Source organism: Elizabethkingia sp. YR214 (assembly GCF_003058195.1).
GTDB lineage: Bacteria > Bacteroidota > Bacteroidia > Flavobacteriales > Weeksellaceae > Elizabethkingia.
On record NZ_QBUH01000005.1, the window covers coordinates 86252 to 111017 of the forward strand.

The window sequence follows — 24766 nt, forward strand, 5'->3', positions numbered from 1 at the left end:
CATATAAAATCGTAGAATTACTACAATTTCAATCTTTTCCGAATTTATTGATTTTCAATTGATAAAAGCCTTATATCTTTGGCTTAACAGAAATGAAAATTTACTATAACACTGAAATCAAAATATCAATCTTTAACTATTAAATACTAGAAATTATGGCTGCAAACAATTCAAGAGCTCTTCTAAAATTCAACAATGGTACTGACCAAAAAGTATTAAAACTTAACTACAGCGTAGCACGTTCTACTGACGTTTCAGGTAGAGTCGCTTCTGATCCTTCTAATGCGATTATCAAAATCACTGTAGAAGCAACTGAGAAATCTGACATCATCGAATCTCTATTGAATGGTAAATACAAACCAACTTCTGGTGAAGTTACATTCAACAAGTCTCATGAGGAAGGAACTCTTATCAAACTTAACTGGGAAAACGGATATGTAATCCAGCACGAAGTTGATTTTGATGCTATCGACAGTAACAACATGTTGGTGAGCTTCGTTATCAGCGCTGAGAAAATCACTTATGGTGGTGGTGCTTACGATGGTATCTGGCCAACTAACTAAGATTTTCTTAGGTAAAAACAAAAATCAGCGGAACCTAGGTTCCGCTTTTTTTATATATGGTCTTTTATTTCCCAGTTTAATGTTTCAGACTCTGTGGACCAGTCAACTTTAATAATCTGACCAGCCTTAACCTCTTCCCTTACAATCTTTTTGGAAATTGGACGGGCAAGCTGGGTCCGAATTACACCCGAAATTTGTCTGGCTCCATATCTGCTGCTAAAGCCATTAACAGCTAAATGATGTACAGCAGCATCCGAAATTTCAAAATCAATGCCCAATCTGGTAAGAGACTGAATCAGGGATTTTAACTGAATTCTGAATATACGCTCTGCTACATGTTCTGTAATTGGTGCAAAAGGAATAATCTCGGTAATACGTGCTAAAAATTCCGGACGGAACTTTCCTGAATCCGACATTATCTGCATCAGAGTTTTAGATTCTGGTGTTATCCCTTCTTCAAATTTTCTTACAATTTCTTCACTACCAATATTCGAAGTAAAGAGAATCAATGCATTACTAAAATCACCTTCTTTTCCTAGCTTATCATGGACTTTACCCTCGTCCATTATCTGAAGGAATACATCAAACACAGATTGATGTGCTTTTTCTATCTCATCAAATAATACTACGGTATAAGGCTGTTGTCTGATTTTGTTCACCAGCATTCCGCCTTCCTCATAGCCAACATAGCCCGGAGGCGCTCCATATAATAAAGCAGCTGAATGCTCTTCTTTAAATTCAGACATATCAAAACGAACCATCGCTTTTTCGTCATTAAAAAGAAGCTCGGCAATTGATTTAGCTAACTCAGTTTTCCCGGTACCTGTAGGTCCTAATAAAAAGAACGAACCAATAGGCTGCCCCGGCTTATTAAGACCACTTCTGTTCTCAACAATAGCATCGGATAATATCTTTAGTGCATGATCCTGCCCTACAACTCTTTTTAAGAGTAAGGACTCCATATTGATTAGTTTTTCCTTTTCCTGCGCCTGTATTTTTCCAATTGGAATTCCTGTTTTAGCAGCCATTACAGCAGCCAGTTCAAGTTTACCAACTTTCTCTCGTTTTACTCCTGCTTGCTGCTGAAGCTCTGTATAAGTATCTTCGATGATCTTCTTTACTTCCTCAACATTCATGGAACTGTCTACCTGATGTTGCTCGGATAAGGAACCCCATAAAATAGGACTTAACCTATCTTGTAAAAGCCTGTAGTGCCATACTAATTCGTCCAGTAAGTCTTTTTCATCCAGATATTCCTGTTTCAAAAGGACATCATATTCTTCTTTCCATTTTGCAAGTTCATTTTCAGAAAGCTCATCAAGCATCTTGATTGCAGCCATTGTTCTGTCCAATAAATCTATAGCTGCGTCTGGCAGCTTCTTACCTTTTGCATATCTCTTGGAAAGGCGTACACATTCAGAAAGTGCAGATTTTTCAACCTCAACTTGATGATGATCTTTGTACCCATCTAATAGTACCTCGATCATTTTGACACAGGTAGCATCATCAGGTTCTTCTACCAATAAAACTTCAAAACGTCTATTGAAGGCTCTTTCAGGTTCAATAATCTTACGGTATTCCTCCTGAGTTGTAGCCCCTATTACGGTAATTTCGCCTCTGGCAAGTTCCGGTTTTAGCAAATTGGCTACGTTTCCTGCGCTACCTCTGCTATCTAAAAGGGCATGAATTTCATCAATAAATAAAACGGCTTTATCTATTTTTTTACATTCATTAATTACTTTTTTCAGTCGATCTTCTATTTCTCCCTTATAGGAAGTTCCTGCCAATAATGCTCCGGTATCCAGCTCTAACAGAGTTGCATTTTTTAATAATTCCGGCACATTACCTTTATTAATTTCCTGGGCAAATCCTTCTATTAAAGCCGTTTTCCCAACTCCGGGTTCTCCCACAATAATAACATTGGGTTTACTTCTTCTGCAAAGAATTTCTATAAGGGTTCTTAATTCTTTATCTCTTCCGATAATATGATCTAGTTTTCCCTGAGCAGCATCCAGTGTTTTGTCCACACAGTAGCTGTTTATGGAGGGAAAGGATTGTTTTTCGTAGGAAGGAGAACTCGGCATATCATCCCCATTTTCCTGAGAATTTACTTTATTTCCGCGATAATGGTTTAATATTTCGTGTTCCCGAAGCGGAAGTGATTTTAGTTCCTGCGAATCATACACAACATGCGGCTTTACAATACTGGCTAAAACACAAACCGGAGTAACCTCATCCAGTCCTAGCTTTATGCGGATATCATCAGCCTGAGATAAAATCTCGTTTACATGATCTGCTGCTTCAACTTCTTGTGGCAAATGAGCCGTTTTGGGATAATCCTCGATACGTACATCTGCCCAATCGTATAAATACCCCGGATCTTTTTCTATGCTTTGTAAAAATTCGCGAAGTCCTATATCCTGATGCACAGAAGCTTGCAAAAGATGCGGAGCTCCATAAGTAGAATTATAATTTTCCCTGGCAATAGACTGGGCTATATGAAATAACTGTTTAACAGTTTCATTTGAAATTAATACACTCATTTATATTTTATTGATTTGATGTGGTATGTCTTCCAGAAAGAAATAAAATTCAAGATATTTCTTACATTGGAAAAAAGAGAGGAACCTCATGTTTTATTATGAAATCCCTCTTCAATATTATAATTTTTCAGCTATTTATTCCTGCGTATATTGAGCATCCCACTCATTACCATCATCTCCTTTATGACCATCCAGCTTAATCACAAAGCTCTTAGTCGGGAAATAAGGTGTTAAGCGAATATCCAACCACACACGGTCTTTATTTACTTTATCCTGCTCGAATCTTACAATTTTAAAGTTTTCGATAAGTTTATCTGCTCCTTTAATACCATCTAAGAAAGAAACAATCTGCTTACGAAGATCATCTTCATTTCTTGGCGTCCAGTTTTCAAAAGCTCTTCTGTTTAAGAAGTCTAAAAGTACTTTCGTTACATAGTCAAATACTCTTACAACCGAATACGTCTGAAGTCCGATATTATCTCCTGTAAACAATGTCTTAGCAGAGAAAGCCATAATCTTTCCATACTCGTTCACCATAGGAACCAATCCCATTTTTTCTAACTGAGAGATCTCGCTTTTCTTTAAATCGAATTTAACAGCGTCTACCTCATTGATATTACCATGTTTTTTACCTGCAGCTACCTGAGACATTAGTGTTCTGTGGATTTTACCTGCCAGGGAAGTGGATGGTGGAAGATCTACGTTTTCTTCTTCTCCTACTTCTTCAGCTTTTCCTCTGCCGACAAGCCAGTTACATGTCATAATAACATTACTTCTGTGAAGCTCTCCACCGGTAAGGTTAGCCGAATGGAAAAGGTCCACCACATCATCTGGTTTATCTAAATTGGCAAAGTCTGTAACCATCATAACTTTATTATCATTACAGATTTTCGCCCATTTTTCAACTACTTTGTTTGATCCCAGATATCCCGGAACTGCCAGAATAGAATAGTTATCTCTTAGGTCTAATCTATCATAGTTTTGTTTAAACTCATCTGCAATAGCATCTATAAATAATGGATTATCCAGATCCTTCATCTGATCTAATGAAGCATTTACAATGCTTACATTATCTACTTTATCCAGCTCTGTATTTTTATAAAATTGTGCTACGGTACGGTAAGAGGTTTCAAGGTCTCTTACAGAATCTAAAGCATTTTTCAGATTATGCTTTAGATTATGCTCGGCAGTATTTGCTTTATTTTTAGCAGATTCAGCCATTTTTTCAGCCGAAGATTCACCTTCTAAAAGACTCACCCAAAGATTGATTTTTTGTAATAAATCCTTTCTTTCTTTGTCTTTATTTTCATCATTTAAGAAGATCTCTTTTCTTGCCTTTCTTGTAGGGTTCATATTAGCAATGCCATCAATAACGGTTTCTACAAATCCAAATCCGCCTACTTTATTCAATTCGTTTAGCGGGTTACTCTTTGCTCCGGAATGTTGCTGTTGCTGCTGTTGACTTTCCTGCTGTGGTGCCGCTTGTGGTTTATTTTCCATAATTATGTTATTTGATTTGATGAAAAACTATTTTTCAAGTTCTTTTGCTACTTCTTTTAAAACTTCTACAAAAGCTGCTTTTGTCTGCTCATTTTCCAGCATATTGCGAAGAATTTTATTATTCTTCAGCTGACGCAGGATCTTGTTATACTGCTCTTGTTCAATACTAAGTTGTTGTAGGTACTGAGAATTCTGGGTTAAGCTTTTAGGGGTAAAATCTCCTAAAGTCTGAAAACGAAATTCTTCATCAACAAATGATCCGTCTTCTTTTTCGTGCTGCACAGAAACAGAAGGCTGAAAATGTCTGAAAATATCCTCTATTGTTTTTAATCCTCTTACAACCTCAGGAACCATAGATTCATCTGAAGTTAATTGACTCACTAACAGGGATCTGTTTTCCTGTATTTCTTGAATTGCTTCATTGGCATCTACTTTAATCTCATTTCCGCCGACACCGTAATTATACATTGCCATATTTGATGTTTTTTTATTTTTAATTGTTATCTTATCATCTTGTTTTTCAAAGAGATTACTGAACAACTTCTTAAAGTTAGAAAAAAAATTAGACATGTTTTATTAAAAGTTTTTCTAAAACGGAAGAACGTAATCCCCTATTTATTATTTTAATCCAGTACACTCCATCCTGTTTTAGGATCGGTATTGGATTTTATTTCTTGTTCGGTTACAATAATATTTTCTTTTCTCTGTCCTATATAATCCAGCTCGCTTAGCTTTCCGAAAACAGTTTCCAGACAGTTTAAAAGCGATTGAATATTCCTTAGGTATTCCCCACAGTTGTAATGATCATAGTTGATCTCGGACACTGTAGTAATCTGACCCAGGAAAGTATGCGGTGCAATCTCACTCCACTCCAGACTATAATTCAGCATTTCTTCTAGTTCAGCATTCGGAATCATCTGTGTAGCATTGTATAAATGCAAAGCTGTTTTCGAGAAAACATCAATAAGATAAATCGGAGGCTGCTCCGGTACTAGGTTTTTAAAGCTGAAGTAATTATCTGCCAAAGCATTAATAAGTTTTGTACAAAGTGCTCTTACATTATTGGCTAATGACGTATTCTGATCTTTGTGTGAAGATTTCTGAATAATCTTAAATGCATACTGCTGAAGATTGGATACCGATCTTACATAACTCTGATAATAATCTACCAATCTCTGATGACTCTGAAGCGAGGTAGATGGTGGAATAAAACTGCTGTCGATTTGAGCAAAATTAGCTCTGAAATTAACTTTTCCAAGCACGATGTAATTTCCACCGGCCAGATTATTATTCAGCGCTGCTACGTCTACCATTTCTATATTATAGTTAGGCATCGAATAAGGGTGACGCGGCGGTATTTCCTCAGGATCGATTTCACCAAAAGGAACTTTGTTAAATGGATTTACAGAAATCAGAATATAGTAATCACCATCAATACTATCTTCAGTAGCGCTAAGGTTTTTGGCCAGGCTTCTGATATTCATATTGAAATCCTTTATTTCAATTCTGTAACCGGCCAGAGTTATTGCATTACAATTTTTAATAACCAGCTGGGCATCGTTGGTTGCTGTGCTATAAATTTCGAAAACGGTTTTCTCGGAAAATTGCCCTGCCATAGGCAATAGTCCATAATTGAAATTATTAATCTGTAAGGAATTAGAATCCCTTATACTATCTATGATAAAATTGTCCTGCTCATTAAGGTGCATTTGGGAAACCTTCATCCCATCCACCCAATTGATGGCATTGTGTTTAACTGGTTGTATCATTTGGTGCTGTTATTTAGCTTCACTTATTACTAATTTTTCCTTTTCGCCTTCTTCCTGGTGTTGTATTACTCTTTTACATATAACGACCTGGTTTTCGGATATCTTATTCGAAGAAATATCTTTTTCAAAATCAATATATTTTCTCGAGCTGAAGAAAGATTTCTTGATATAGAAAATCCAGTAATAGGAATTGTTATTATAATCCGTTAGTTGGATTTTGGAATTAGGATTTTTGTGGTTATAATCATCCACTACCCTAAAGAACCATTCTCCATAAGTAATACCTGTAGGTAGTGTTTTAGCTTTTATTCTGAAACGTTGTTGATCTTCCAAATTCTTACTCAGCTCTACGTTTAGCACCATTAGCTTATCAAAGTCCACACCCTGAAAATTGAAAGGCTTTTCATCCGGATTATATCTCCACGTCTTATAGATGTCAAATGGAATACTGATAAAGGAAATATAGCAGTAATAGAAAAGTAACGGAATAACAAAAGAGACCATACTTGTTGCTGCCATAAACGGATTTCCAAGTCCTGTACTAATCCATTTAAAAATTAATACAAAAAGATAACCTCCAAAGGCTATACAGGTAATACTGAGAACACAGTCGAAAATTATACTTCTCGTTGTAGAAGTAAAATGTTTCCTGAAATAATGATGTAATAAATTAACATGCAAAATACCCAGTCCCAGAAATACAACCTGAGCACCTAAATACCAATAAGGATTAAAAAGATTGCCGGTAAATCCGAAAAAACCGGGAATTGCCAGAATAAGCCCGCCCAGCAGTACATAAACAATAATATGTTTTAGTTTAATTGCAGGAGTATTCTTTCTTATAATGCCCATTATAAACATCATAATAACAGCAAACAGCGGCATCAAAATATACCTTAAAAAAACACCTTTGATAGAGGTTAACTCCATAATAAACAATAATTTTCTTTTATATACATAGTAAATGTAACACTTTTATCTGAGCTATAAAAAGGTTGAATAACCAAGTCTATTCAATTCATTATCAACACTTAAAACAAACGACTCATCCTTTTTTTCTGTAATGAAATTTTCAAATATTTTTACCGAAACCGGAGTAAAAAAATCATATAATTCTCTTAACAGTTCTCTAAAGGAACTTCCCGGAATATACCGATATATTTCATCATAGGGAATCGTCCCTATATTAATCATCCAATTGCGGTCTCCGTCCATATGCTTCCCGGTAGGAATAAACGTAACTCCCAAACGGGCATTGCCTAGTGCTGTTACACCTTCTTTATCGTCCTGTTCTTCTACAATATTGGGCAAAAAACTAATATTGACAGGAACATTCAAAAATGCACTTAAAAATTTCTCAATCCAGTTTTTATTCCCTCTTACTTCATGAATAAACGGCAGAATATGCACAAGTATTTTAGCGGACTTCAGATCTATTTTTCTTAGTACAGGCCATAGTTCACAAGCAAATTCTAAAAGCGCATTAGTTTTGTTTTCTGCATCAAATTCTGACTCTTTAAGCAATGCGCTTACATGGGTGTAAAAGAACTCTAATTCAAAAGGCTGAAAGAATTTCCGGGCATCATCTTCAATTGCTTTTTGCTTTCTTATTTCCCGTACAACACTATCTATATTCGTACTGGATGCTCCCAATGAAGGCGGATGAAAAATACCCTCTGGCAAGTAATCGTATATTCCTTCCCTGTAGGTTTCTATAATTATATTTTCTTCATCCAGATCATAGGAAGAAGTCGTAATGCCTTTAATATCTTTTAAATAGGCTCTGTCATTAAGCCCTATACGTTTAATGTAAATATCAGCTTCTGCATCGTAATATTTGAGAATATTTGCCGCAACAGCTTCTACCCTGAAATCTGTTTGTAGCTGGTTGTATTTTCTGTCCGTAAATGAGCCTTCACCATTTAGCATATATCACCTGGTTTTAAGTCAGTTTATATTTTAAATTTCTACCGCAGAGCCTTCCTCTATTTTTACACGATAAATAACGCCGTCTATCGCTCTTACCTTAATATTATTCATTAAAACTGTTGCCTGATTGTCCCAATAACTTTTACCGTAAAAGGCATAATTCTGGGCAACGATATTAACATCAATAGTCTTTACAAATCCTTCTTTTGGTTTGTCACTTATAATGGTTCCACGGCTAACTTTTATAGATTTAAGCTCATCTTTCATAACCATCTGGCAATAAGCTTTTATATCTTCTACCGATACGATTTTATCTCTTGTCATCAGCGCATAACGATAAGCCTGAATACTATCCGATCCTTTTTGTTCCAGTTCTCCACCGGTACTCTCTGTTAAGAATGTAATGCTTTTTGCTTTTTGTTGGGAATTGAGAGTGGTACCAGGTCTGATGTGATTAGCCAGAGCACAATGAGTAATCCAGAATGCAGCATATGTATGCACCGAAGATTCAATCGGTTCTATAATTACATAGTTAACATCTTCCACAAGATCCTTATCAGCATTCTCAACTTTTTTAATCATGCCCTTCATCTTATCCGACATTTCCCCTAAAAGATCTCTAAGCTTGTCTCTGTTGAAAACAGAGAATGCAGCAACCTCATCACGCGTAAGCTCCAGTACATTCACCATTAAATCTACTGCATTGCGGTTACTAAACCTTTCCATACCACCTTTTCTTACGGTATAAAGACCTTTGCTAAGATGATCGTTGGGGGTAAAAGGGATTTCTTCATATTTCTTCCCTTCTCCGTCTACCACTTCTTCCACATAGAGAAAGTACTCGCCTACTCCTGTTTCCAGAGGGATATTGTTTCCCATAATATCGAGAATGTATTCTGTTTTTTTCCACCCTCTGTTATAAACAGGAAAAGCATTGAGTGCAAAAGAGAAATTATCCAGAATTTGATCTGTAAATTGTGGTGGGAATTCAAAAGTCAGCCAAAGAAAACTATTGTCATTAATAAGCTGATCCAGCGCCGGGGCCTGGCCTTTAAGGTAGCCTAATTCAAATGGAAAATAACCTGGTTGAAGTTTTAAATCATCATGAATACCCTCAACTTCAATAAACTTTGAATTGTATATTTTTTTAATATCCTCCGTCACCTTGTAGCGGATAGACTGTTCTTTGAAAACTTCTTCAAAGCCCTCATATTTTCGTTGATCAGTATAGCTTAACCCTGGATTAATACTAAGTACTTTACTATTGCTGGTTACTTTTATATGTGGCAAAAGCCTGTATACATAGTCAATATGCTCAAAGGCTGTATTTGCACAGAACAGATTCAACTTCTCAGGAAGTCTGCCTGCACTATATTTGGAAACGTTGATTCCGATGCTTATTTTTCTATAATCTTCAATACGATTATTTATTCTGCATATAGGCGTTCTGTTAAGATTCTCATCGAATGCATAACAGGTATTTCCTACAATCATAGCACCTACCTGAGCCTTTATCGTTCTGATATTATCTACAGGGGTAAAAGGTACATCTACCTGTTTATCAGACTGTGTTTTGCTAAATGAATTGATGCTTTTCTTAAAGAAAAACTCAGTATAATCCATTACATATTCTACATCCTCTTCCGGCGTATAGAATGCGATTGCATGAGCTGGTACGGGATGCGTATACTTAGTGGGTGTAAGCATTCTTGCCAGCCTTTCCAGAAGTCTGCTATTTACATTCTGAATTTCATTATTGGCTTTGAACACTTCTGTACTGAAAGCATCTATCAATAATTTTACAAAAGGATCCAGAGACTGGATACTTTTTACACCCCACAATTTTGTTGCATTCTGCAACATCCGGGCTTTGATTGTTTCTTTAGAATAAATATTTTGGTCTAGGTGCATTTGTGTGTGGTGTGTAAGTTTTTAATCGATTGACATCGGACTTAAAAATAATTCAGTAGCAAAATTGAACTGTTCTCCTGTAGCCTCCAGTTTCGCATTAATAGCAATTTTGACCTTTTTCTTTATCTCTGTAAAGTTTCGGGTATCATAATTATGCTCTACAAAAATAATGTGTGCTTTAATCTGAGGATTCACCAGCCTGTGTTCATAGTCCAATATTTGCCTTTTGAGGCTATTGATAAACACGTTTTCCCAAACCGCCGAAGAAATACCATTATCAAATTCTACATTCCATACATCGTTACCATAGTTTTCATCATACCGGTTTTCTCCTTTTTTGGTAATAATTAACAGCATAATATTTTGTGCTATACTTTCTGCTATATCACAAGTTTCAATACTGCCATTCTCTGTCATCAAAGCAGAGGGATTAAAGGGGAATCTGTAATTAATGCCTTCCATTGCTATTCTAATAAACATAAAACTCCATTAAATTATAACATTTAATCGAGTTTTGCTATAAATAAAATCTTTTTTTTACTTCGTTAAAGAGAGCCTTAGAATTTTATTTCTATTAGCCTCAAATCTTCCCATTTGTTCTGCAGGAAGATAAAAATTAACCTCTTGTTTTTCGTTTAAATTCTTTTCAATATTAGGATTCCAGTAAAGAAGATCTTCCTGCTTAATACCCAAAAATTGTGAAATAGTCCCCAGATCATAACCTGAATTGATCGTTGTTTTTAAAAGTGACGGATCAACAGGCTGCTCCTCTGCATTGTTTTGTACTTCCGGGTTATTATCGGCTACTTTCGCTTTAAGTTTAGTAGCATTAGCAGAACCTCCGGGTAATAACTGATCCAGCTCTCCTGTTACATAACAAGCGTTGATATATTTTCTGATCGCATTTGTGGTTTCATCCGGCAGATAGATGTAATAATCCTCATAATTTTTTGATCCTGCCTTATCCATTGCTTTTGCTACATTGGCTTCACCACAGCTATAAGCCGCTAAAACACTAATCCAGTCTTTATATTTACGGTGAAGATTGGACAGAGAATTTAAAGCAACCTGGGTGCTTTTATAAATATCTGAACGATCACTTTCACGTAATCCATAATAGTTCGCATGAGCCGGCATAATTTGCCATATCCCTACAGCACCTGTAGAAGAAACTCTTGTTCTGTCGAATCCCGATTCCAAAAGAGGAAGATTTCTTAAATGCTTAGGCAACTTTCTCTGAGCAAGGCTGTGCTCTATAAAGTCAACAATTTCTCTGTTAGCATTTATTGTACTCTTTATCCTCATTGCATGAGCATCGGATGTATCAGTAACCGTTAAAACCTGTGCCGTGACATTTCTGCCAGAAAACATAAGTAAAGCTACGCAAGCTAATAATTTGCAAAAGTTTAAGTTCATATCTTGTAAAATATAACCGTTGAAACTTTTTATCTCAACGGTCTGGTGTTGTACTTAATTTCCGGGCCATATACCATCATAAGAAGATCCGCCGTAATTGATCTTTTCGGCACTGATAACGAAAGTAATATGCATATTGTTGTCATTGATTGCATTAAAGTCTACTTCATGCTGGATTACATAACCGTTCTCCCAGTTAAGTTTAATAAGCGTACCCTCTTCGTGGGCTTTATTAAATGTAACCTCACCAGTTGTAGGCTTATACTTATTGTTCAGTAGACTTTCCAGAACATGAGCGTTTTCCCCTGCTTCAATTGTAATCTTAACCAACGCATTAGAAGCATCTGATGCAACTCTTCCGGATACATCCGTAGAGCGTTGTACGCTATAGTTTAGTTTCAATACTTTCTGTGCTTCTCCTCCATTAAACTTGAGTACACCTCTGGAATTATTCACTGCCATAAATTCAATACTTTTAAAAGAAAATTTTTCGTTATTATCAAAAATAATATTCTGTCATCAGAGTAAATTGCCCCTTTAGGGAAAATTTACAAATTGTAGTAATTCTACTACTGCCTAATTCATTAAGGTTTTGTTCTGTCCGTAACAAAAGGCATGAAATATTCGTTCAGCCAGTAGAACGTTGTACCATTCTGAATCACCTTATACTTTGGATTATTCTTATTCTCCAACAATCTATTGGACAGTATTTTATAATTTTTGAAATAGGTCTGTACTGTTTCTCTGCCTATTACTTTTTTATCTTTCCAACGCTCCAGATTAATCTCAGACATCATCACCTCATCAGAATTATCCATACCCGTACTTTTAGCGACCGCTACTCTCATAGGCTGGCTGTAGATTTTATTTGTATCAAATTCATCCAGAGTAGGATTGTTCTCCTTTAGTAATTTTACATAGCGGGATATTGCTCTTTTCTGATTAAAATCTTTACTATCAGGATTTGTCTGTTTGTATATCTGATCATAGAAATTTTTAAGCTGGTCATACTCCTGTTCTGAAACCAATATTCCCTTCTCTATTCCCGGATTATTTTTTCTCATATCAACAGGAAGGTATCCCGAAGCAACTGTCGGGTAATCATAAGTAACCAACTGCGAAGCAAACGAAGCAGGAAGTGGGTTGGAAACATCTGGAAACATAAATGCATATCTCCCGTCAACAGTCGTTTTACCAGATCCTACAGCAGATTTAAAATAGGCTGTTAAAGATCTATCTGTGATTTTGTTTTCATCTGTAACCTGTGTTACCAAGGTATCCATTGCCTTAATAAGAAGTGAATTGCTATTGTCTTCTCTTTTCTTAGGATAGATTACAAATCCTTGTGTCATACTATTCTTAGGATAGTCTAAGGAATAAATACCTAAATCTCCTTCAATGAAATTGAAGTTATTTTTATTGAGAATCAGGCTCTGATCTGCTACTTTCTCTTTGTTGAGTTCTGTAATATTCTGTGCTGTAGTGGTTACAATATTTTGCGCCAGTAATACAAAATCATTATAAGCATCAGAAGATCTGGACTGCGTTTGATAGGCAATTACTTTCGCTTTCGCTTTCGAAATAAATCTAACAGCACTCGATGTATTCATCCCGGAAGATGCTGTAGAGCCAATTAAAACAATTAAATTGGTTTCATCCGGAACTGTGCTAAGCAATTGTCCGGCTGTACTAAGCGCCTCATTTACAGGCTGCCCACCTATTCCTTCACAACGCATTTCCATTGTTTTATCATCTATGTATTTAAAAATACCATTGTAATCGCTGGAAAGTACAGATGCGATAACATTAGGTCCGCAGGTATTATTTTTATACAAAACAGCGCTGTATTTTACATCCTTGTAATAAGACAGCTTCTGCATCTTAAGCTGGATATCCTGAATCACAGACTTCGCAATTGGTGCATAAGCTCTGTTCTCGGCACTGATATCGATAGCAAATACAATATTTAGATTTTTATTTCTTTTGGTAATTTCTTTATACCTTTTGAATGGAAGTTTTTCACCTAATACATTGAAAATATAATTTTGGCTGTAGTCGAATGCATTGGTAAAATACTTCGTTGTATTCTTATTCAGTGTTGTAGAAGTTGGGAATACATTTTCTATTTCACTCCTGTTAGCGGCATCCGCAATAGGTACTATAGGCTTCTCGTCTGTATACTCCGGAAGTGCACTATAGATACCAAAAAGTGGGAATTTGCTATAATCAGCCTTCCTGTCTAATCTTATCGCCGAGCGCTCTCCCCATGTAGAAATCATATTGGCACTTACCCAACCATAGATATCTTTATCAATACTATCCATGTTGATTTTCGGAGATTTCCCAACCAGATAACCTTTGTTATCAGCTGCTTTTTTATACACATAAACCAACTCTCCAACAGGAATCTTTTTCTTTACCGGATCCGAAAGATTAGGTGAAGAATAAACTACGGCAGAATCATTTTTAATATAAGTTCCTGTATTTTTAACCACATCTGTATTAACCGGTACAATAGCTGCCTTCATAATAAATCCGGATGTACGGTCTCTTAAAGCGCTATTCCATAATAATAAATTATCCTCTGATATCCATCCGTAAGATTTTACAGATTTTGCAGGAAGTTTCTTCATCAGAGCATCTGCGTTATACTCAGCTACTTTCACTAATTTACTTGATTTATTGTAGTCTACTACCATAAGAGGCTCCAGGAATTTGATTTCCTTAGGAGATTCATTCTTTTCTTTCTTTAAAAAAGCGGTATTCTTCGACCTGTCAGAGAAAGTAATCCATGGCAGAGGCTCTTTAGGATATCCATTAATTACCATATTCTGTTCAATACCTCCATAATAATCCGGTGCGGGTGTTTTTACTGAAGGTACTCTGACCTGACATCCTGTAACCAGTAAAGCAGATCCTAAAATGTATAGTGTAGATTTGGTGTTTTTCATTACTCGTCTTTTAATTTTTCAAAAACTATTTACTCTGTGTCACTTCCAGTTTAATAATACATTTCTGATTATTATCAAACGTTGATTTTACCTCCTGGATTGTATTATTTTTGTCAAACTGCAAGCCTGTTGTATAATAATAGTAATTCTTAGGTTTTCCATTATTTACAATCATTACAGTATTGTCATTGTTACAGAAATAAGTCCTTAACAGATAATTATAATTGCTATTGAAGTTATTACCATCAGCAATTTGCTGCAGTGTTCTTTTGATATCATCATCAATGTCGCTGTATGTGTCATCAATTGAAGATAGATCCTGTTCCAGCTGCTCATTCGGATTATAAGCAGGTAATATTCTTATCTGATGGACAATAGGCTGCGGATTATCATCCGTGAGTAATGTAACAGTATAGTTACCTGGCTTTTTATAAGAGTAAATCGCCATTTTATCTTTTGAATCTATATTCCCTGATTCTCCAAATCTCCATGAAAACGTTTTGGCATTTGGCGCTACTGCTCTAAAGACCACGTTTTCCAGTTGTAGGGCCTGAGTTTGTGCATCGATTCTGCTTTCCTCCAGAGCTAAAACCGGACGCACAACCGATGAAACCAAGATTGGGAATGTCTTTGTGTACTTGTTATCTATTGTAAGCTTCACCTCATAAAAACCAGGCTTAGTATACATATGGATTCCCTTATTTTTCTCTGAAACTTTACCATCGCCAAAATCCCATTGCTTGGTTTTAGCGTTTAGTGTTTTATCTTCAAATCTAAGTGAGTCTCCTAAACTTAGATTTGCGGGAAATACAGCAGCTACAATATTTTCCGAATTATTCACTGATTTTCTTTGTAACCAGATTGCAATTAATGATGCAACCAGTAAGGTAGAAATAACAGCAATAATTATATTCTTTTTATTTTTTTGAAAGTAGTTCATTTTTCAATATTTGTTTCTAGTTTCTGTTACTTATGATTTGGGCATTTTTTCTCTGATTTATATGTTGTTGCATGTCCTTCATTCCTATTGTGCATTCTTCATACTGCTTGGTGAATGTTTTCACATTCTCGTTCTTTTTTACAATGATCTTTTTATCATCGTAGTACATCTTATAAAATTTTGCAATCTGAGCATAATTATCTTTTCTTGCATCAACAGAGGAAATATCCGAAAATGCATTTTTGATATCATTAATTTCATATTTCAGCTCATTTTCTTCAACAGGCTGCTGATTTTCGCTTGACAATTTTTTCAACTTAATAAATGTGCTGTCTATTGTAGGCTGTATTGCCTGCTGGCGGTTGTTGAAAACAGATTTTTCCTGCAATGTCTTTATAGCCAGCGCATCGGAGTGAGTGAAAGGGGATTCTAGTTTATTTAAGAAAATAATACCTAAAAAAATAACTGCTAATAATAGCATCCCAAAGAGATATACAAAGTAATACCTCTTTTCTTTCTTGGATAAAGTAACCTGGAACTGCATTTTTTCTATATTATCTTATTGATCTTGGTCTTCTTCTTGGCCCTACTTTTGGCGCGTCATTTAATATCTTGCTGGTAACAATATTTAATCGTCCCTGGCATTCTTGCAGATTATTAAGCGCTGCTCTTTCTTCTAATGAAGCAGAAATCAGTTTATCTTTAAGCGAGACCATCTCATTGATATTCTTCAATAAAGAAGCATACTGCTTAAATTCTTTTATACTGTCCTTCCCCATGATATTTTTACAATCATGAATATCTTCTACAATGTTGTCTCTCAAAAATTCGTCATTTTGAACTTTGTCATTAGCTATCATCGTCATTTTGGAATAAATGCCCTCCATCTTGGATTGTAACAACTCGTTTTTATTCAGTATATTTTTGTAGTTCTCTACCTCTTTCTGAATATTACTTTTTTGGTACTCACTGCTTTTAAAAAATAAAAAAACTGAAAGGAATGAGAATCCCGAAAGGAAGAGAAAAGAGAAAATGAACTTCCATATTCCCTTGTTTACATCCTTTCTGTTTAGCTTTTCCTGGCCTGAAGAAATCATTTGTTTGTTTTATTAATTAATTAAATACTGGTATTATAATAGCCACTCTCTACACAGAAACGTACAAGATCCAACTTACTTTTTAGCCCAAGCTTTTCAGTCAATCGCTTGATATAGGTATCAACAGTTCTTGTACTAAGATTCATTCTCTCACCAATATCCTTATTACTATAACCTTCATAACAAAGCTTAATCATCTGTATTTCGGACAGAGACAGATCCTGCTGGCTTTTCTTTTGGCGTTCCATATAATCCTGAACCTCCAGCATTTGTTGGGACCATTCCTGGCGATAATCGTCGAAATCTACTTTTTTGGATAAAATACTATTTCTGAGTATATCTCTTATCACTATGCTGTTCTTCTGACAGTAGTAGGTATTGGGAATTTCGGATACTATAGCATCCATATCATTCTGATAAGTTGCCGAGTACGTGATAATAGGAGTAGTTTTATTCGTTTGTCGAATAAATTTTATAGCTTCCAGCCCACTTAGAATGGGCATGTATAAATTAATTAAAAAAACATCTTCTTGTTTGCGATAGAGCCTAGAGATAAGTTCGTGACCGTTATTACAGTCATTAACAACTCTATAAAAAGGGTTCTCCAAGAGCATTTTTAATAAAAACTGCTTGAAGTAAAAGTCACTATCAGCAATAGAGAATCGAATAACGCTGTTAGAGTTATTTTCCATGTATCGTGTTTGGTGTAGCGACTAAAGTATAAAAACTTTTATAAATCAGGAAATAAAAATTAAAAATCCTATGTTAACAATAGTTTAAACCTATCGAGAACATAAGTTTTTAACTCTGAGCTTATAACATTAAAACTCACTAATTCTTGATTTACAATAAAGTATATGTTAAATCAAGTTTTAATCTATTTTTCTTCAAACTACTATTCGACGAATAATAATTTACAATTGATTGAAAATTTAAATTTTGACTTCAAAATAAGATATCAGCTGTAAATTCCCATGACTAGGACGTATTCAGGAGAATGGCAATAAAACGCCAAATTTTGTTCAAAAGGAGTAAATTTCCCCATTTTTGTGACTTAACTGATGTTTTTGATCACAAAAGAAAAAAAATAATGAAATCGACAGCAAAAAGCCCTTATCATTATCAAAAAAGAATATTTTTAAATATATAATCATAATGAAATAAAAATATAATCATATACACATTAAAGACAAAAGTATATGTTTCATTACATATTTAAATTGTTTAAAATATAAGTATTGGAAGATTAAAAGAGTAAGCTAGATTCTTTTATAAAATGTCAAAAAATTTCCTAAAAGATTATTGGTTCCTTAGTTTTATCATTAGAATATATACACCTAATACAAACAAAAAATGCTTACAGCTATTTGTAAGCATTTTTGATCCGGGCAGAACTTATACTTTTTCAATAAAAGCCAATTCTAGAGTAAGCTCTTTATCTTATCAATCATTTTTTCTGCATTACCGTTGCTTCCACCAAGACTTACTGCTTTTTTATAACTCTCTAATGCTAAATCGTATTGCTTATTTATAAAATAGGCTTCCCCTAAACTATCGAATAGATTCGCATTTTTAGGAAACTCACTTATTGCCAGTTTGAATATTTCTATCGACTCGTTAATTTTTCCCGCTCTTAGTAATTCGTAGCCCAAAGTGTTGAGCTCGCTTGGATTGTCAAAACTGTATTCCTTTTCAAACGTTTTTTTCAGTTGATAATAATTTTCAATCGTTTTATTCACATCGGTTTGCGCTTCTTTTCTTAAAGCTTGGTAAACGGATTTTTTAGGAATTTCATAAGCCCTTTCCAACATGATGTCACGGATTATATGCCCTAAACTCCAAACTTTATTGAGATTGTTGGATGCCAGAATTACAATGACATCATTTTTCATATCATTTAATAGAATAGATTCAAATTTATACGAAATACCGTTGTGACGCTGTAATTCATCTTCTTCATAAAATCTACCAAGCGATCCGCCTTCTTCTTTTGCATAAGGATTATTCAATAATGTTTCAAGGGACTTTCTAGAGATTAAACGATTATGATTCATCGCTTCAATCCATTTGTACATATCATTGATATCTAACCAAAGCCAACCGCTGATAAATTCCATTTCCGGGCATCTCACATTGTCCATATCATAACAAGATGTTCGGTTTTTGTATCCCGATTTTGCATCGAAAACGGAATTGGTCATTTTCAAAGGTTTGATAATATTTTCAGAAACAAAATCTTGGAAAGTCATTCCTGTTATCTTTTCAATAATTCTTCTTTGCAAAAACACATTGCCATTATCGTATCTATAGCCTTTTCCCGGCTCAAATAAGAGGGTGTCCGTTTTCCTCAAAATCTTCCAAGCTTCTTCATCGTTTTTTGGGACGATCATTTTGTTTTCAATTCGAGGAATTCCACTGGCATAATTGATTAAATGTCTGGTCGTCACTTTTTTTGACCAATTTGGCAAGTCCAAATTATATTTCGAAATGGGGTCATCAAGATTTAGCTGACCACGTTCCACCAACATCATAATAGCAACTGCATTAAACTGCTTTACAATAGAGCCAAAATTAAAAATGGCGTTTTTCGTTAAAATAGTTTTTCTCGTTTCATCGGCAAAACCAAATGATTTTTGATAGATGATTTTTCCTTTTTTAGCGACTAAAACATTTCCGTTGAACAAACCTCTTTCGTATGATTTGGTTATTAGCTCATTAATTTGATTGATTTCTGTTTTTTGTTCAACCGGCTTTTGAGCTGAAAGAAAATTGGTGAGTAAAATACTTAATGATATTAAGAAAATTATTTTTTTCATTGTAATCATATTTTTAAAAACTTTCTGCAAATATGCCTCAAAAAGACTCAGGACGCGACCGATTAAAAAAAATCGAACTCATTTTTAGCAAATAATTTGATTTTACAAAGCTTGTTTTCTGTAATCTGTTGGTGTTTTTCCTGTATACTTTTTAAAAGAAGTATTAAACGAAGACTTGGAATTAAAACCAACCTGATACAAAATTTCCAAAACAGTCAGCTCTTTTTGAGATGGATCTTTTAGCATTTGCATGGCTTTTTCAATTCTATATTCATTCACGAAATCGAAAAAATGCTTGTCTATATACAAATTAATCAAAGTCGATAAATCTTTCACAGGCATTTTAACTTGCTCCGCCAAATCTTGAATGGTTAACGAAGAATCCAAATAAGGTTCTTTTTCCACCATAATTTTTTTCAAGAATTCAATTTGTTCATTTTTTTCTTCATTTTCCAACAGACTAGGTTGTTGTTTTGAAGTAGTAGCTGCAATAGGTTGAAGATCGGAATTTACCCCTCTGAAAAACTCGGGATTATTTAGAGCAACAAAAAGATACCAGCACGTACAAAACAAAAATGCAAACCCATCAAGAGTTACAATCCATGAGTGAATTTCGCCCACACCAAAAATAAACCTTACCAGCCATCTTATCAGAACTATAAAATGCAAAACGTAATAGAGAATTGTTATCTTATAAAGGGCGTTGAGTGCAGAAGTATTGGGATTTGTGTAATTCTCGAGATAGACTATTTTAGACTTTCTAATCACCAAAAATGATGCAATAAAATAAACCTGAAATAACGCTTCAAAAAGGAAGAAAAAAAATTGCATAAGCGGCATATCATTCATGCTGTTTATAAATTTTATTTTTGCAGGTCGATCAACAAAAATAATTCCCCACATCATAAACGCATTGAAAGCAAGAAACGGAATTACATGTATTAAATGCTTGCCTTTTAACCGAAAATTGGTATAACAAATGGACAACACATAAAGGTAAAATGTCGCCGAAAACAAATAAACAAAACTCCAGCGAAATGCCTCGAAGTTGATATAATTAACCGGAAATCCTTGCTGCAAAAATTTGATGGCATCAACTGCATTTGTAAAAAGAAAGAACGCCAGCAGACAGTTTGAAAGTTTGTGTTTGGTCTTTACGGTAACCAAAAACAGGGCAAGTAAAAGTATCATGAAAATCCCAATAGAAGAAAAGAGATATAGAAAATTGTACCTGTCCATATTGTTTTAAAGCGGAATCAAATGTACTTCTTTTCAAAGATATTTTTCATGAAAAATTCGGATTAGAATGTTTATTTAAGACAAAAACATTTGTAGAATTTAGTATTGATTATTGGAATTAAAAGTTACGAGGACGATATTCTTATTTTGTGTAATGATAAATATAAACTTCAGACTATCAAATATAAAAAACCAAACGATTCATACATACTTTTTTAATTTCGATATAAATTCATAATAATTTAACCTATCGATTATATATTTTATCATTAACGTGCAAAATTTTACTTTTCGTCGATCGCCCCCGAATAGATAGAAGATACTCTCATCTTATTTCTGCAAGCCTTCCATATTCTTTCTGGTTCTCTGGTTTAACACTTAGCTGTTCTCCTAAATAACTTATCAGTATAAGCTAAGGTTAGTCATCCTAAAATAGGTTTACTATATTGGAAATAAAATTAAGTAAAACCTATTTTAGGATGACTCAATATTTTATTTTTTGTTCAGAAGCTCCAGAGTATGCTCTACATGTCCGCCACCTTTCCATTCGTCATGACCTGGAATAATTAATGTAGCCTGTGAATATCTAGTTTTTAGTTTTGCCATAGTCTGTGGCCATTGTTTCACATTTGCCTCACCAGTATATCCCAAATCAACAGCAGCATTACTTTTCACAAGACATCCACCATCTAGTATATTATATTTTGGAAACCATACGACTACATTATCTACCGTGTGTCCTTCTCCAAGAAAATCTACAATAAACTCTTCCCCACCAATACGATAAGGCTTACCTATTTTTATGATTTCGCTTGACGTTGCCTTCCCTTCTTTCTTCAGCAGTTCATTCGTTTTCAGAGTAGCATAGGTTTTAATTCCTTTTTTATTGTAAAAACTCAAATCACCTGCACGGTCAGCATGTGAATGAGTAGCAAACACAGCAATAACAGGTAGATTATGACGTTTTTTTATAGTATCCATAAGGCTTTGATATTGTGTTTTCTGCCAAGGCACATCAAATAAAACGACACCCTTTTTTGTAATGAGATACACTGCATTTGTAGAATACTCTTTACCTCCAAATACTCCAAAAGTTTTGTAGATATATAGATTAGGTTTAATTGGAGGTTCAATAACAAAATCCCTTATCTGAGCATGTGCAAAAGAACTTAGGAGAATCGAAACAATAAAAAACTGAATGCTTTTTTTCATAATTTTTAAGATTATTAAAATTTTAGTAATGATTAGAAAAATAATGTCTAAATAGTAGGTTTAGCAAACTAATTTATTTTGGTTGCTGCTGGGTTACACAATGGATCATCCCGCCGTTGGCATATAAATTACGTACATCAATCCCTACTACAACTCTGCCAGGATACAGTTTTTGTATCATTTTATTGGCAACCACATCATTAGGGTCGTTGTAATTTGGTACCAATACTTTCTTGTTGGCAATATAATAATTGATGTATGAGCCTTTATAACCCAGCTTTTTACCGTAGGCAGTTGTTACATCGTTTTGGGTTAAAGGCAGCTTAACTATTTTATAAGGTTCTCCTTTTTTATTGTCGGCCTCATATAGTATATCAATATCCTGCTCGGGTACTTGCCATTCCAGCAGATCGTCCTCACTCATCGTTACCAGTGTATTTTTGTTGCCAAATCGGGCAAACCCATCAATATGCATATCGGTAATTTCTAAGCCTGCTGTGCCGTTTAGCCAAATAAAATTATTTACGCCCAGGTATCTGGTAAAAATGGCTTCAGCCTGCGCCTGTGTCATCCCAGGGTTTCTGTTGTTGTTTAGGATGGCACTTTTGGTCGCCAAAAAAGTTCCTGATCCATCAATTTCAAAAGCTCCACCTTCGTTTACAACCACTTCGTTCAGGTTGATGCTTAAAAGGTTTTGATGCTTTGCAATTTTAGAAGGAATAAGGTTGCAGTTTTTGTAGGCCACTTTTTTGCCCCAGCCATTAAATCCCCAGTCTGTTATTACCAGCTCCCCTTTTTTATCCTTTACATAAATGGGACCATTGTCCCTTACCCAAACATCATCTGTTGGATAAATATTGAAATCCACATTTTTTAGCGGCACGCCTGCGGCTTGCAGCAAAACTGTAATCCTGTTTTTTTCTGTTTCATCGTAGGCTATAATATGCACTATCTCGCTATCGACCAAGGCCTGTGTCATTTTTACCCAGGTATCATCCAGGCTATTTCGGTAGTTAATACCGAATTGGTAATGATGCGGCCATTGCAGCCATGTACCTTCGTGGGGAGCCGACTCTTCGGGCATAGTGTACTGAATTTCATCATTTCCCTGTGGGATGTTTTTTTTCACTTTCTGTCCATAAGAATCGGTAGAAAGGATCGTGCTGATTAAAGTCATAATGAATAGCTTTTGTTGCATCTTTGTGTTTTATTTTCTTTACAAAGTAAGGGCAAAAAACACCTGCACTATTGTCCAAAATTGACAACTATTTCTTTTTTATGGGTACTAAAATTTCGGTAATGTAATGCTCTTCTTTTACAGTATTAAACTCCTCTTTTACATAGTATTCTACAATCGGGGAACTATCAAACTCTAAATCCGAATTAAAAAGCCAGTCGTGGTATATGCATCTGTAAGTATCTTCAATATTGTCATAGCTGCCTTTATGAATGTATTTGGCATATTTTCCACCCAAAATATGCATCGAAATAAAATCTTTATCAAGTGGGTCTTTGGTTACACAGGCTTCGTATCTGCACCGCGTTTTATTGGTAATAAGCGGCTCGTCTACAATTATGCCATAACAGGCTATACTTGCATCGTCACTGAAAATGGCATTGATTTTATCCCAAGCCAAATCTATATTGCTGCGGTCGTAGTTTTTTGTTTGTACTGCAATAAAAAATACTTCGATCTGGTTTAGATAAACTATTTCCCTAGCTATATTAGGGTACTCTTTTGGATAGTTACTGATAAAGCCATTAAAAAGTTCCTGTTTGGCCGCTCTGGCCTGAAGGGGTGACATATCGAATTGCTTTTTAAACGATTTGGAGAAGGATTGCAAACTTTCAAAACCCACAGTATAAGCAATCTCGGTAATAGGAGCATGTGTATAAAGAAGCATTTTATAGGCATTTTCTAGCTTCAGTCTTTTTTGAAACGCGCCCAGAGATTCCTTGAAAATATTTTTGAATACGCGTTGTATATTGCGATAGGAATAATTGGAAAGTTGTTCTATTTTTTGGATCGGGATATTTTGATTGTAATTATTCTCAATGTATTTGATGATATGTTGAATTCTTTCCATGCCTACATTTTACGAAAAAATTGCTAAAACAAATTTAACGGATAATTTTTTTAAAAATAATATTATCATATAAATTCCTCATAGCTATCATTGTTCAACCTTCCACTAACAGCATCATAATCTACAAAAAATAACTTTCTTATACATACGCGTCATTATTCGTACTCACTTTCTGTAATTCGTTCATAGTTTTATCAATATCTATACTTACCGAAATACTCCAATCATTTAACCAGCCCGATATTTGAATAAGAGCAGGATTATCACTTATGAAGTCGTGATTTTTTATTTTGTCAAAAGCTTTTTACTGGATTGATTCTTTTTATCACATTACAAGTTTTAAATAGAGACTCTAATTTCACAAGATCTTTTATCCTTTTCCAGAGGACCGAAGCTTGTACAATGTGTGATAATAATTAAAATCCAATGTAAAAAAAACAGAGAGGCTTTGCCTCTCTGAAAGCCAAATAGGAGCTTTTTTCACAAACAAATGATAAGAATATTGTTAAATTATTTAGAAGACAGATGCTTTATGGCTTCATTCATTACCCTGTCTACAAAAGTTTTAGGAGCGCTTTGCATTGCTTTTACCTCAGCATCAGTAGGTGGTGTTACATCACTTCTTCCAAAAGTTTTTAAAGCCAAAAATTTAGGATAGTACTCGCTGTAAATAGCAATCCATTCCATCCTTTCTTTTTTGCTCTTAGAAATAGTTATAACGCTGATCCATTACTGTCCAGAAGATTTTAAATAATAGCCTGCCACAAATTAGTTATCAGATACATTTATATTA

The 24766-nt window shown here is 34.8% G+C and carries 21 protein-coding genes and 1 pseudogene; 1 reads left to right on the top strand and 21 read right to left on the bottom strand.

Going from position 1 to position 24766, the window contains the following annotated elements; translation table 11 throughout:
• Positions 1 to 155 precede the first annotated feature (155 nt).
• On the top strand, positions 156 to 563 hold the full coding sequence (tssD, locus tag C8J95_RS11125; RefSeq protein WP_065083390.1) for a type VI secretion system tube protein TssD: 408 nt from the start codon (positions 156 to 158) through the stop codon (positions 561 to 563).
• Between the two features lie 50 nt (positions 564 to 613).
• Here the strand turns inward: tssD (C8J95_RS11125) and C8J95_RS11130 are convergent, their stop codons facing one another.
• The 21 genes and pseudogenes from C8J95_RS11130 to C8J95_RS11230 all read right to left on the bottom strand — a co-directional run.
• Positions 614 to 3106, bottom strand: a complete 2493-nt coding sequence (locus C8J95_RS11130; RefSeq protein ID WP_107808408.1) for an ATP-dependent Clp protease ATP-binding subunit — start codon at positions 3104 to 3106, stop codon at positions 614 to 616.
• 135 nt (positions 3107 to 3241) lie between these two features.
• Positions 3242 to 4606: a DUF5458 family protein gene (locus C8J95_RS11135; protein WP_107808409.1), complete on the bottom strand. Its 1365-nt coding sequence runs from the start codon at positions 4604 to 4606 to the stop codon at positions 3242 to 3244.
• Between the two features lie 27 nt (positions 4607 to 4633).
• Positions 4634 to 5176: a type VI secretion system contractile sheath small subunit gene (locus tag C8J95_RS11140; RefSeq protein ID WP_052114693.1), complete on the bottom strand. Its 543-nt coding sequence runs from the start codon at positions 5174 to 5176 to the stop codon at positions 4634 to 4636.
• Between the two features lie 53 nt (positions 5177 to 5229).
• A complete protein-coding gene (locus tag C8J95_RS11145; protein ID WP_107808410.1) occupies positions 5230 to 6375 on the bottom strand; it encodes a hypothetical protein in 1146 nt (381 codons plus the stop codon).
• 9 nt (positions 6376 to 6384) lie between these two features.
• Positions 6385 to 7305: a TssN family type VI secretion system protein gene (locus C8J95_RS11150; RefSeq protein ID WP_045180166.1), complete on the bottom strand. Its 921-nt coding sequence runs from the start codon at positions 7303 to 7305 to the stop codon at positions 6385 to 6387.
• 54 nt (positions 7306 to 7359) lie between these two features.
• The gene (locus C8J95_RS11155; RefSeq protein WP_107808411.1) at positions 7360 to 8304 is read right to left on the bottom strand and encodes a hypothetical protein; all 945 of its coding nucleotides are present in this window, start codon (positions 8302 to 8304) and stop codon (positions 7360 to 7362) included.
• A 30-nt stretch (positions 8305 to 8334) separates the two neighbouring features.
• On the bottom strand, positions 8335 to 10215 hold the full coding sequence (locus C8J95_RS11160) for a type VI secretion system baseplate subunit TssF (RefSeq protein ID WP_107808412.1): 1881 nt from the start codon (positions 10213 to 10215) through the stop codon (positions 8335 to 8337).
• Between the two features lie 21 nt (positions 10216 to 10236).
• A complete protein-coding gene (locus C8J95_RS11165) occupies positions 10237 to 10677 on the bottom strand; it encodes a GPW/gp25 family protein (protein WP_107808413.1) in 441 nt (146 codons plus the stop codon).
• Positions 10678 to 10752: 75 nt separating this feature from the next.
• Positions 10753 to 11631, bottom strand: coding sequence for a lytic transglycosylase domain-containing protein (locus C8J95_RS11170; protein ID WP_255412787.1), 879 nt, complete (start codon positions 11629 to 11631; stop codon positions 10753 to 10755).
• Between the two features lie 54 nt (positions 11632 to 11685).
• The gene (gene tssD / locus C8J95_RS11175) at positions 11686 to 12093 is read right to left on the bottom strand and encodes a type VI secretion system tube protein TssD (RefSeq protein ID WP_107808415.1); all 408 of its coding nucleotides are present in this window, start codon (positions 12091 to 12093) and stop codon (positions 11686 to 11688) included.
• A 122-nt stretch (positions 12094 to 12215) separates the two neighbouring features.
• The gene (gene tssR, locus C8J95_RS11180; protein ID WP_107808416.1) at positions 12216 to 14582 is read right to left on the bottom strand and encodes a type VI secretion system protein TssR domain-containing protein; all 2367 of its coding nucleotides are present in this window, start codon (positions 14580 to 14582) and stop codon (positions 12216 to 12218) included.
• A gap of 25 nt (positions 14583 to 14607) precedes the next feature.
• Positions 14608 to 15522 (bottom strand): PKD domain-containing protein, encoded by a 915-nt coding sequence (locus tag C8J95_RS11185; protein ID WP_107808417.1) that lies wholly within the window; start codon positions 15520 to 15522, stop codon positions 14608 to 14610.
• Between the two features lie 16 nt (positions 15523 to 15538).
• Positions 15539 to 16066: a type VI secretion system TssO gene (tssO, locus tag C8J95_RS11190; RefSeq protein ID WP_107808418.1), complete on the bottom strand. Its 528-nt coding sequence runs from the start codon at positions 16064 to 16066 to the stop codon at positions 15539 to 15541.
• A gap of 10 nt (positions 16067 to 16076) precedes the next feature.
• Entirely contained in the window at positions 16077 to 16619 is a 543-nt protein-coding gene (gene tssO / locus C8J95_RS11195) for a type VI secretion system TssO (protein WP_107808419.1), read from the bottom strand.
• A 20-nt stretch (positions 16620 to 16639) separates the two neighbouring features.
• A complete protein-coding gene (locus tag C8J95_RS11200; RefSeq protein ID WP_107808420.1) occupies positions 16640 to 17311 on the bottom strand; it encodes a response regulator transcription factor in 672 nt (223 codons plus the stop codon).
• A gap of 729 nt (positions 17312 to 18040) precedes the next feature.
• Complete coding sequence (locus C8J95_RS11205; RefSeq protein ID WP_107808694.1) at positions 18041 to 19435, bottom strand: serine hydrolase; 1395 nt, start codon at positions 19433 to 19435, stop codon at positions 18041 to 18043.
• 102 nt (positions 19436 to 19537) lie between these two features.
• Positions 19538 to 20341, bottom strand: a complete 804-nt coding sequence (locus C8J95_RS11210) for an AraC family transcriptional regulator (protein WP_255412788.1) — start codon at positions 20339 to 20341, stop codon at positions 19538 to 19540.
• Positions 20342 to 21166: 825 nt separating this feature from the next.
• Positions 21167 to 21886, bottom strand: a complete 720-nt coding sequence (gene blaIND / locus C8J95_RS11215) for an IND family subclass B1 metallo-beta-lactamase (protein WP_107808422.1) — start codon at positions 21884 to 21886, stop codon at positions 21167 to 21169.
• Positions 21887 to 21959: 73 nt separating this feature from the next.
• Complete coding sequence (locus C8J95_RS11220; protein ID WP_255412789.1) at positions 21960 to 23063, bottom strand: agmatine/peptidylarginine deiminase; 1104 nt, start codon at positions 23061 to 23063, stop codon at positions 21960 to 21962.
• A gap of 88 nt (positions 23064 to 23151) precedes the next feature.
• Complete coding sequence (locus C8J95_RS11225) at positions 23152 to 23973, bottom strand: GyrI-like domain-containing protein (RefSeq protein ID WP_107808424.1); 822 nt, start codon at positions 23971 to 23973, stop codon at positions 23152 to 23154.
• Positions 23974 to 24483: 510 nt separating this feature from the next.
• Positions 24484 to 24727, bottom strand: a pseudogene (locus C8J95_RS11230) (hypothetical protein); the annotation flags it as partial.
• Positions 24728 to 24766: the final 39 nt, after the last annotated feature.

Excerpts from the sequence above, each read along its gene's own strand:
- tssD (WP_065083390.1), top strand. The coding sequence starts at position 156 with ATGGCTGCAAACAATTCAAGAGCTCTTCTAAAATTCAACAATGGTACT.
- C8J95_RS11210 (WP_255412788.1), bottom strand. The coding sequence starts at position 20,341 with ATGATGTGGGGAATTATTTTTGTTGATCGACCTGCAAAAATAAAATTT.
- tssD (WP_107808415.1), bottom strand. The coding sequence starts at position 12,093 with ATGGCAGTGAATAATTCCAGAGGTGTACTCAAGTTTAATGGAGGAGAA.
- C8J95_RS11130 (WP_107808408.1), bottom strand. The coding sequence starts at position 3,106 with ATGAGTGTATTAATTTCAAATGAAACTGTTAAACAGTTATTTCATATA.
- tssO (WP_107808418.1), bottom strand. The coding sequence starts at position 16,066 with ATGCAGTTCCAGGTTACTTTATCCAAGAAAGAAAAGAGGTATTACTTT.
- tssR (WP_107808416.1), bottom strand. The coding sequence starts at position 14,582 with ATGAAAAACACCAAATCTACACTATACATTTTAGGATCTGCTTTACTG.
- C8J95_RS11150 (WP_045180166.1), bottom strand. The coding sequence starts at position 7,305 with ATGGAGTTAACCTCTATCAAAGGTGTTTTTTTAAGGTATATTTTGATG.
- tssO (WP_107808419.1), bottom strand. The coding sequence starts at position 16,619 with ATGATTTCTTCAGGCCAGGAAAAGCTAAACAGAAAGGATGTAAACAAG.
- C8J95_RS11165 (WP_107808413.1), bottom strand. The coding sequence starts at position 10,677 with ATGGAAGGCATTAATTACAGATTCCCCTTTAATCCCTCTGCTTTGATG.
- C8J95_RS11205 (WP_107808694.1), bottom strand. The coding sequence starts at position 19,435 with ATGAAAAAAATAATTTTCTTAATATCATTAAGTATTTTACTCACCAAT.
- C8J95_RS11135 (WP_107808409.1), bottom strand. The coding sequence starts at position 4,606 with ATGGAAAATAAACCACAAGCGGCACCACAGCAGGAAAGTCAACAGCAG.
- blaIND (WP_107808422.1), bottom strand. The coding sequence starts at position 21,886 with ATGAAAAAAAGCATTCAGTTTTTTATTGTTTCGATTCTCCTAAGTTCT.
- C8J95_RS11160 (WP_107808412.1), bottom strand. The coding sequence starts at position 10,215 with ATGCACCTAGACCAAAATATTTATTCTAAAGAAACAATCAAAGCCCGG.
- C8J95_RS11140 (WP_052114693.1), bottom strand. The coding sequence starts at position 5,176 with ATGTCTAATTTTTTTTCTAACTTTAAGAAGTTGTTCAGTAATCTCTTT.
- C8J95_RS11220 (WP_255412789.1), bottom strand. The coding sequence starts at position 23,063 with ATGACTTTAATCAGCACGATCCTTTCTACCGATTCTTATGGACAGAAA.
- C8J95_RS11185 (WP_107808417.1), bottom strand. The coding sequence starts at position 15,522 with ATGAACTACTTTCAAAAAAATAAAAAGAATATAATTATTGCTGTTATT.
- C8J95_RS11200 (WP_107808420.1), bottom strand. The coding sequence starts at position 17,311 with ATGGAAAATAACTCTAACAGCGTTATTCGATTCTCTATTGCTGATAGT.
- C8J95_RS11225 (WP_107808424.1), bottom strand. The coding sequence starts at position 23,973 with ATGGAAAGAATTCAACATATCATCAAATACATTGAGAATAATTACAAT.
- C8J95_RS11145 (WP_107808410.1), bottom strand. The coding sequence starts at position 6,375 with ATGATACAACCAGTTAAACACAATGCCATCAATTGGGTGGATGGGATG.
- C8J95_RS11155 (WP_107808411.1), bottom strand. The coding sequence starts at position 8,304 with ATGCTAAATGGTGAAGGCTCATTTACGGACAGAAAATACAACCAGCTA.
- C8J95_RS11170 (WP_255412787.1), bottom strand. The coding sequence starts at position 11,631 with ATGAACTTAAACTTTTGCAAATTATTAGCTTGCGTAGCTTTACTTATG.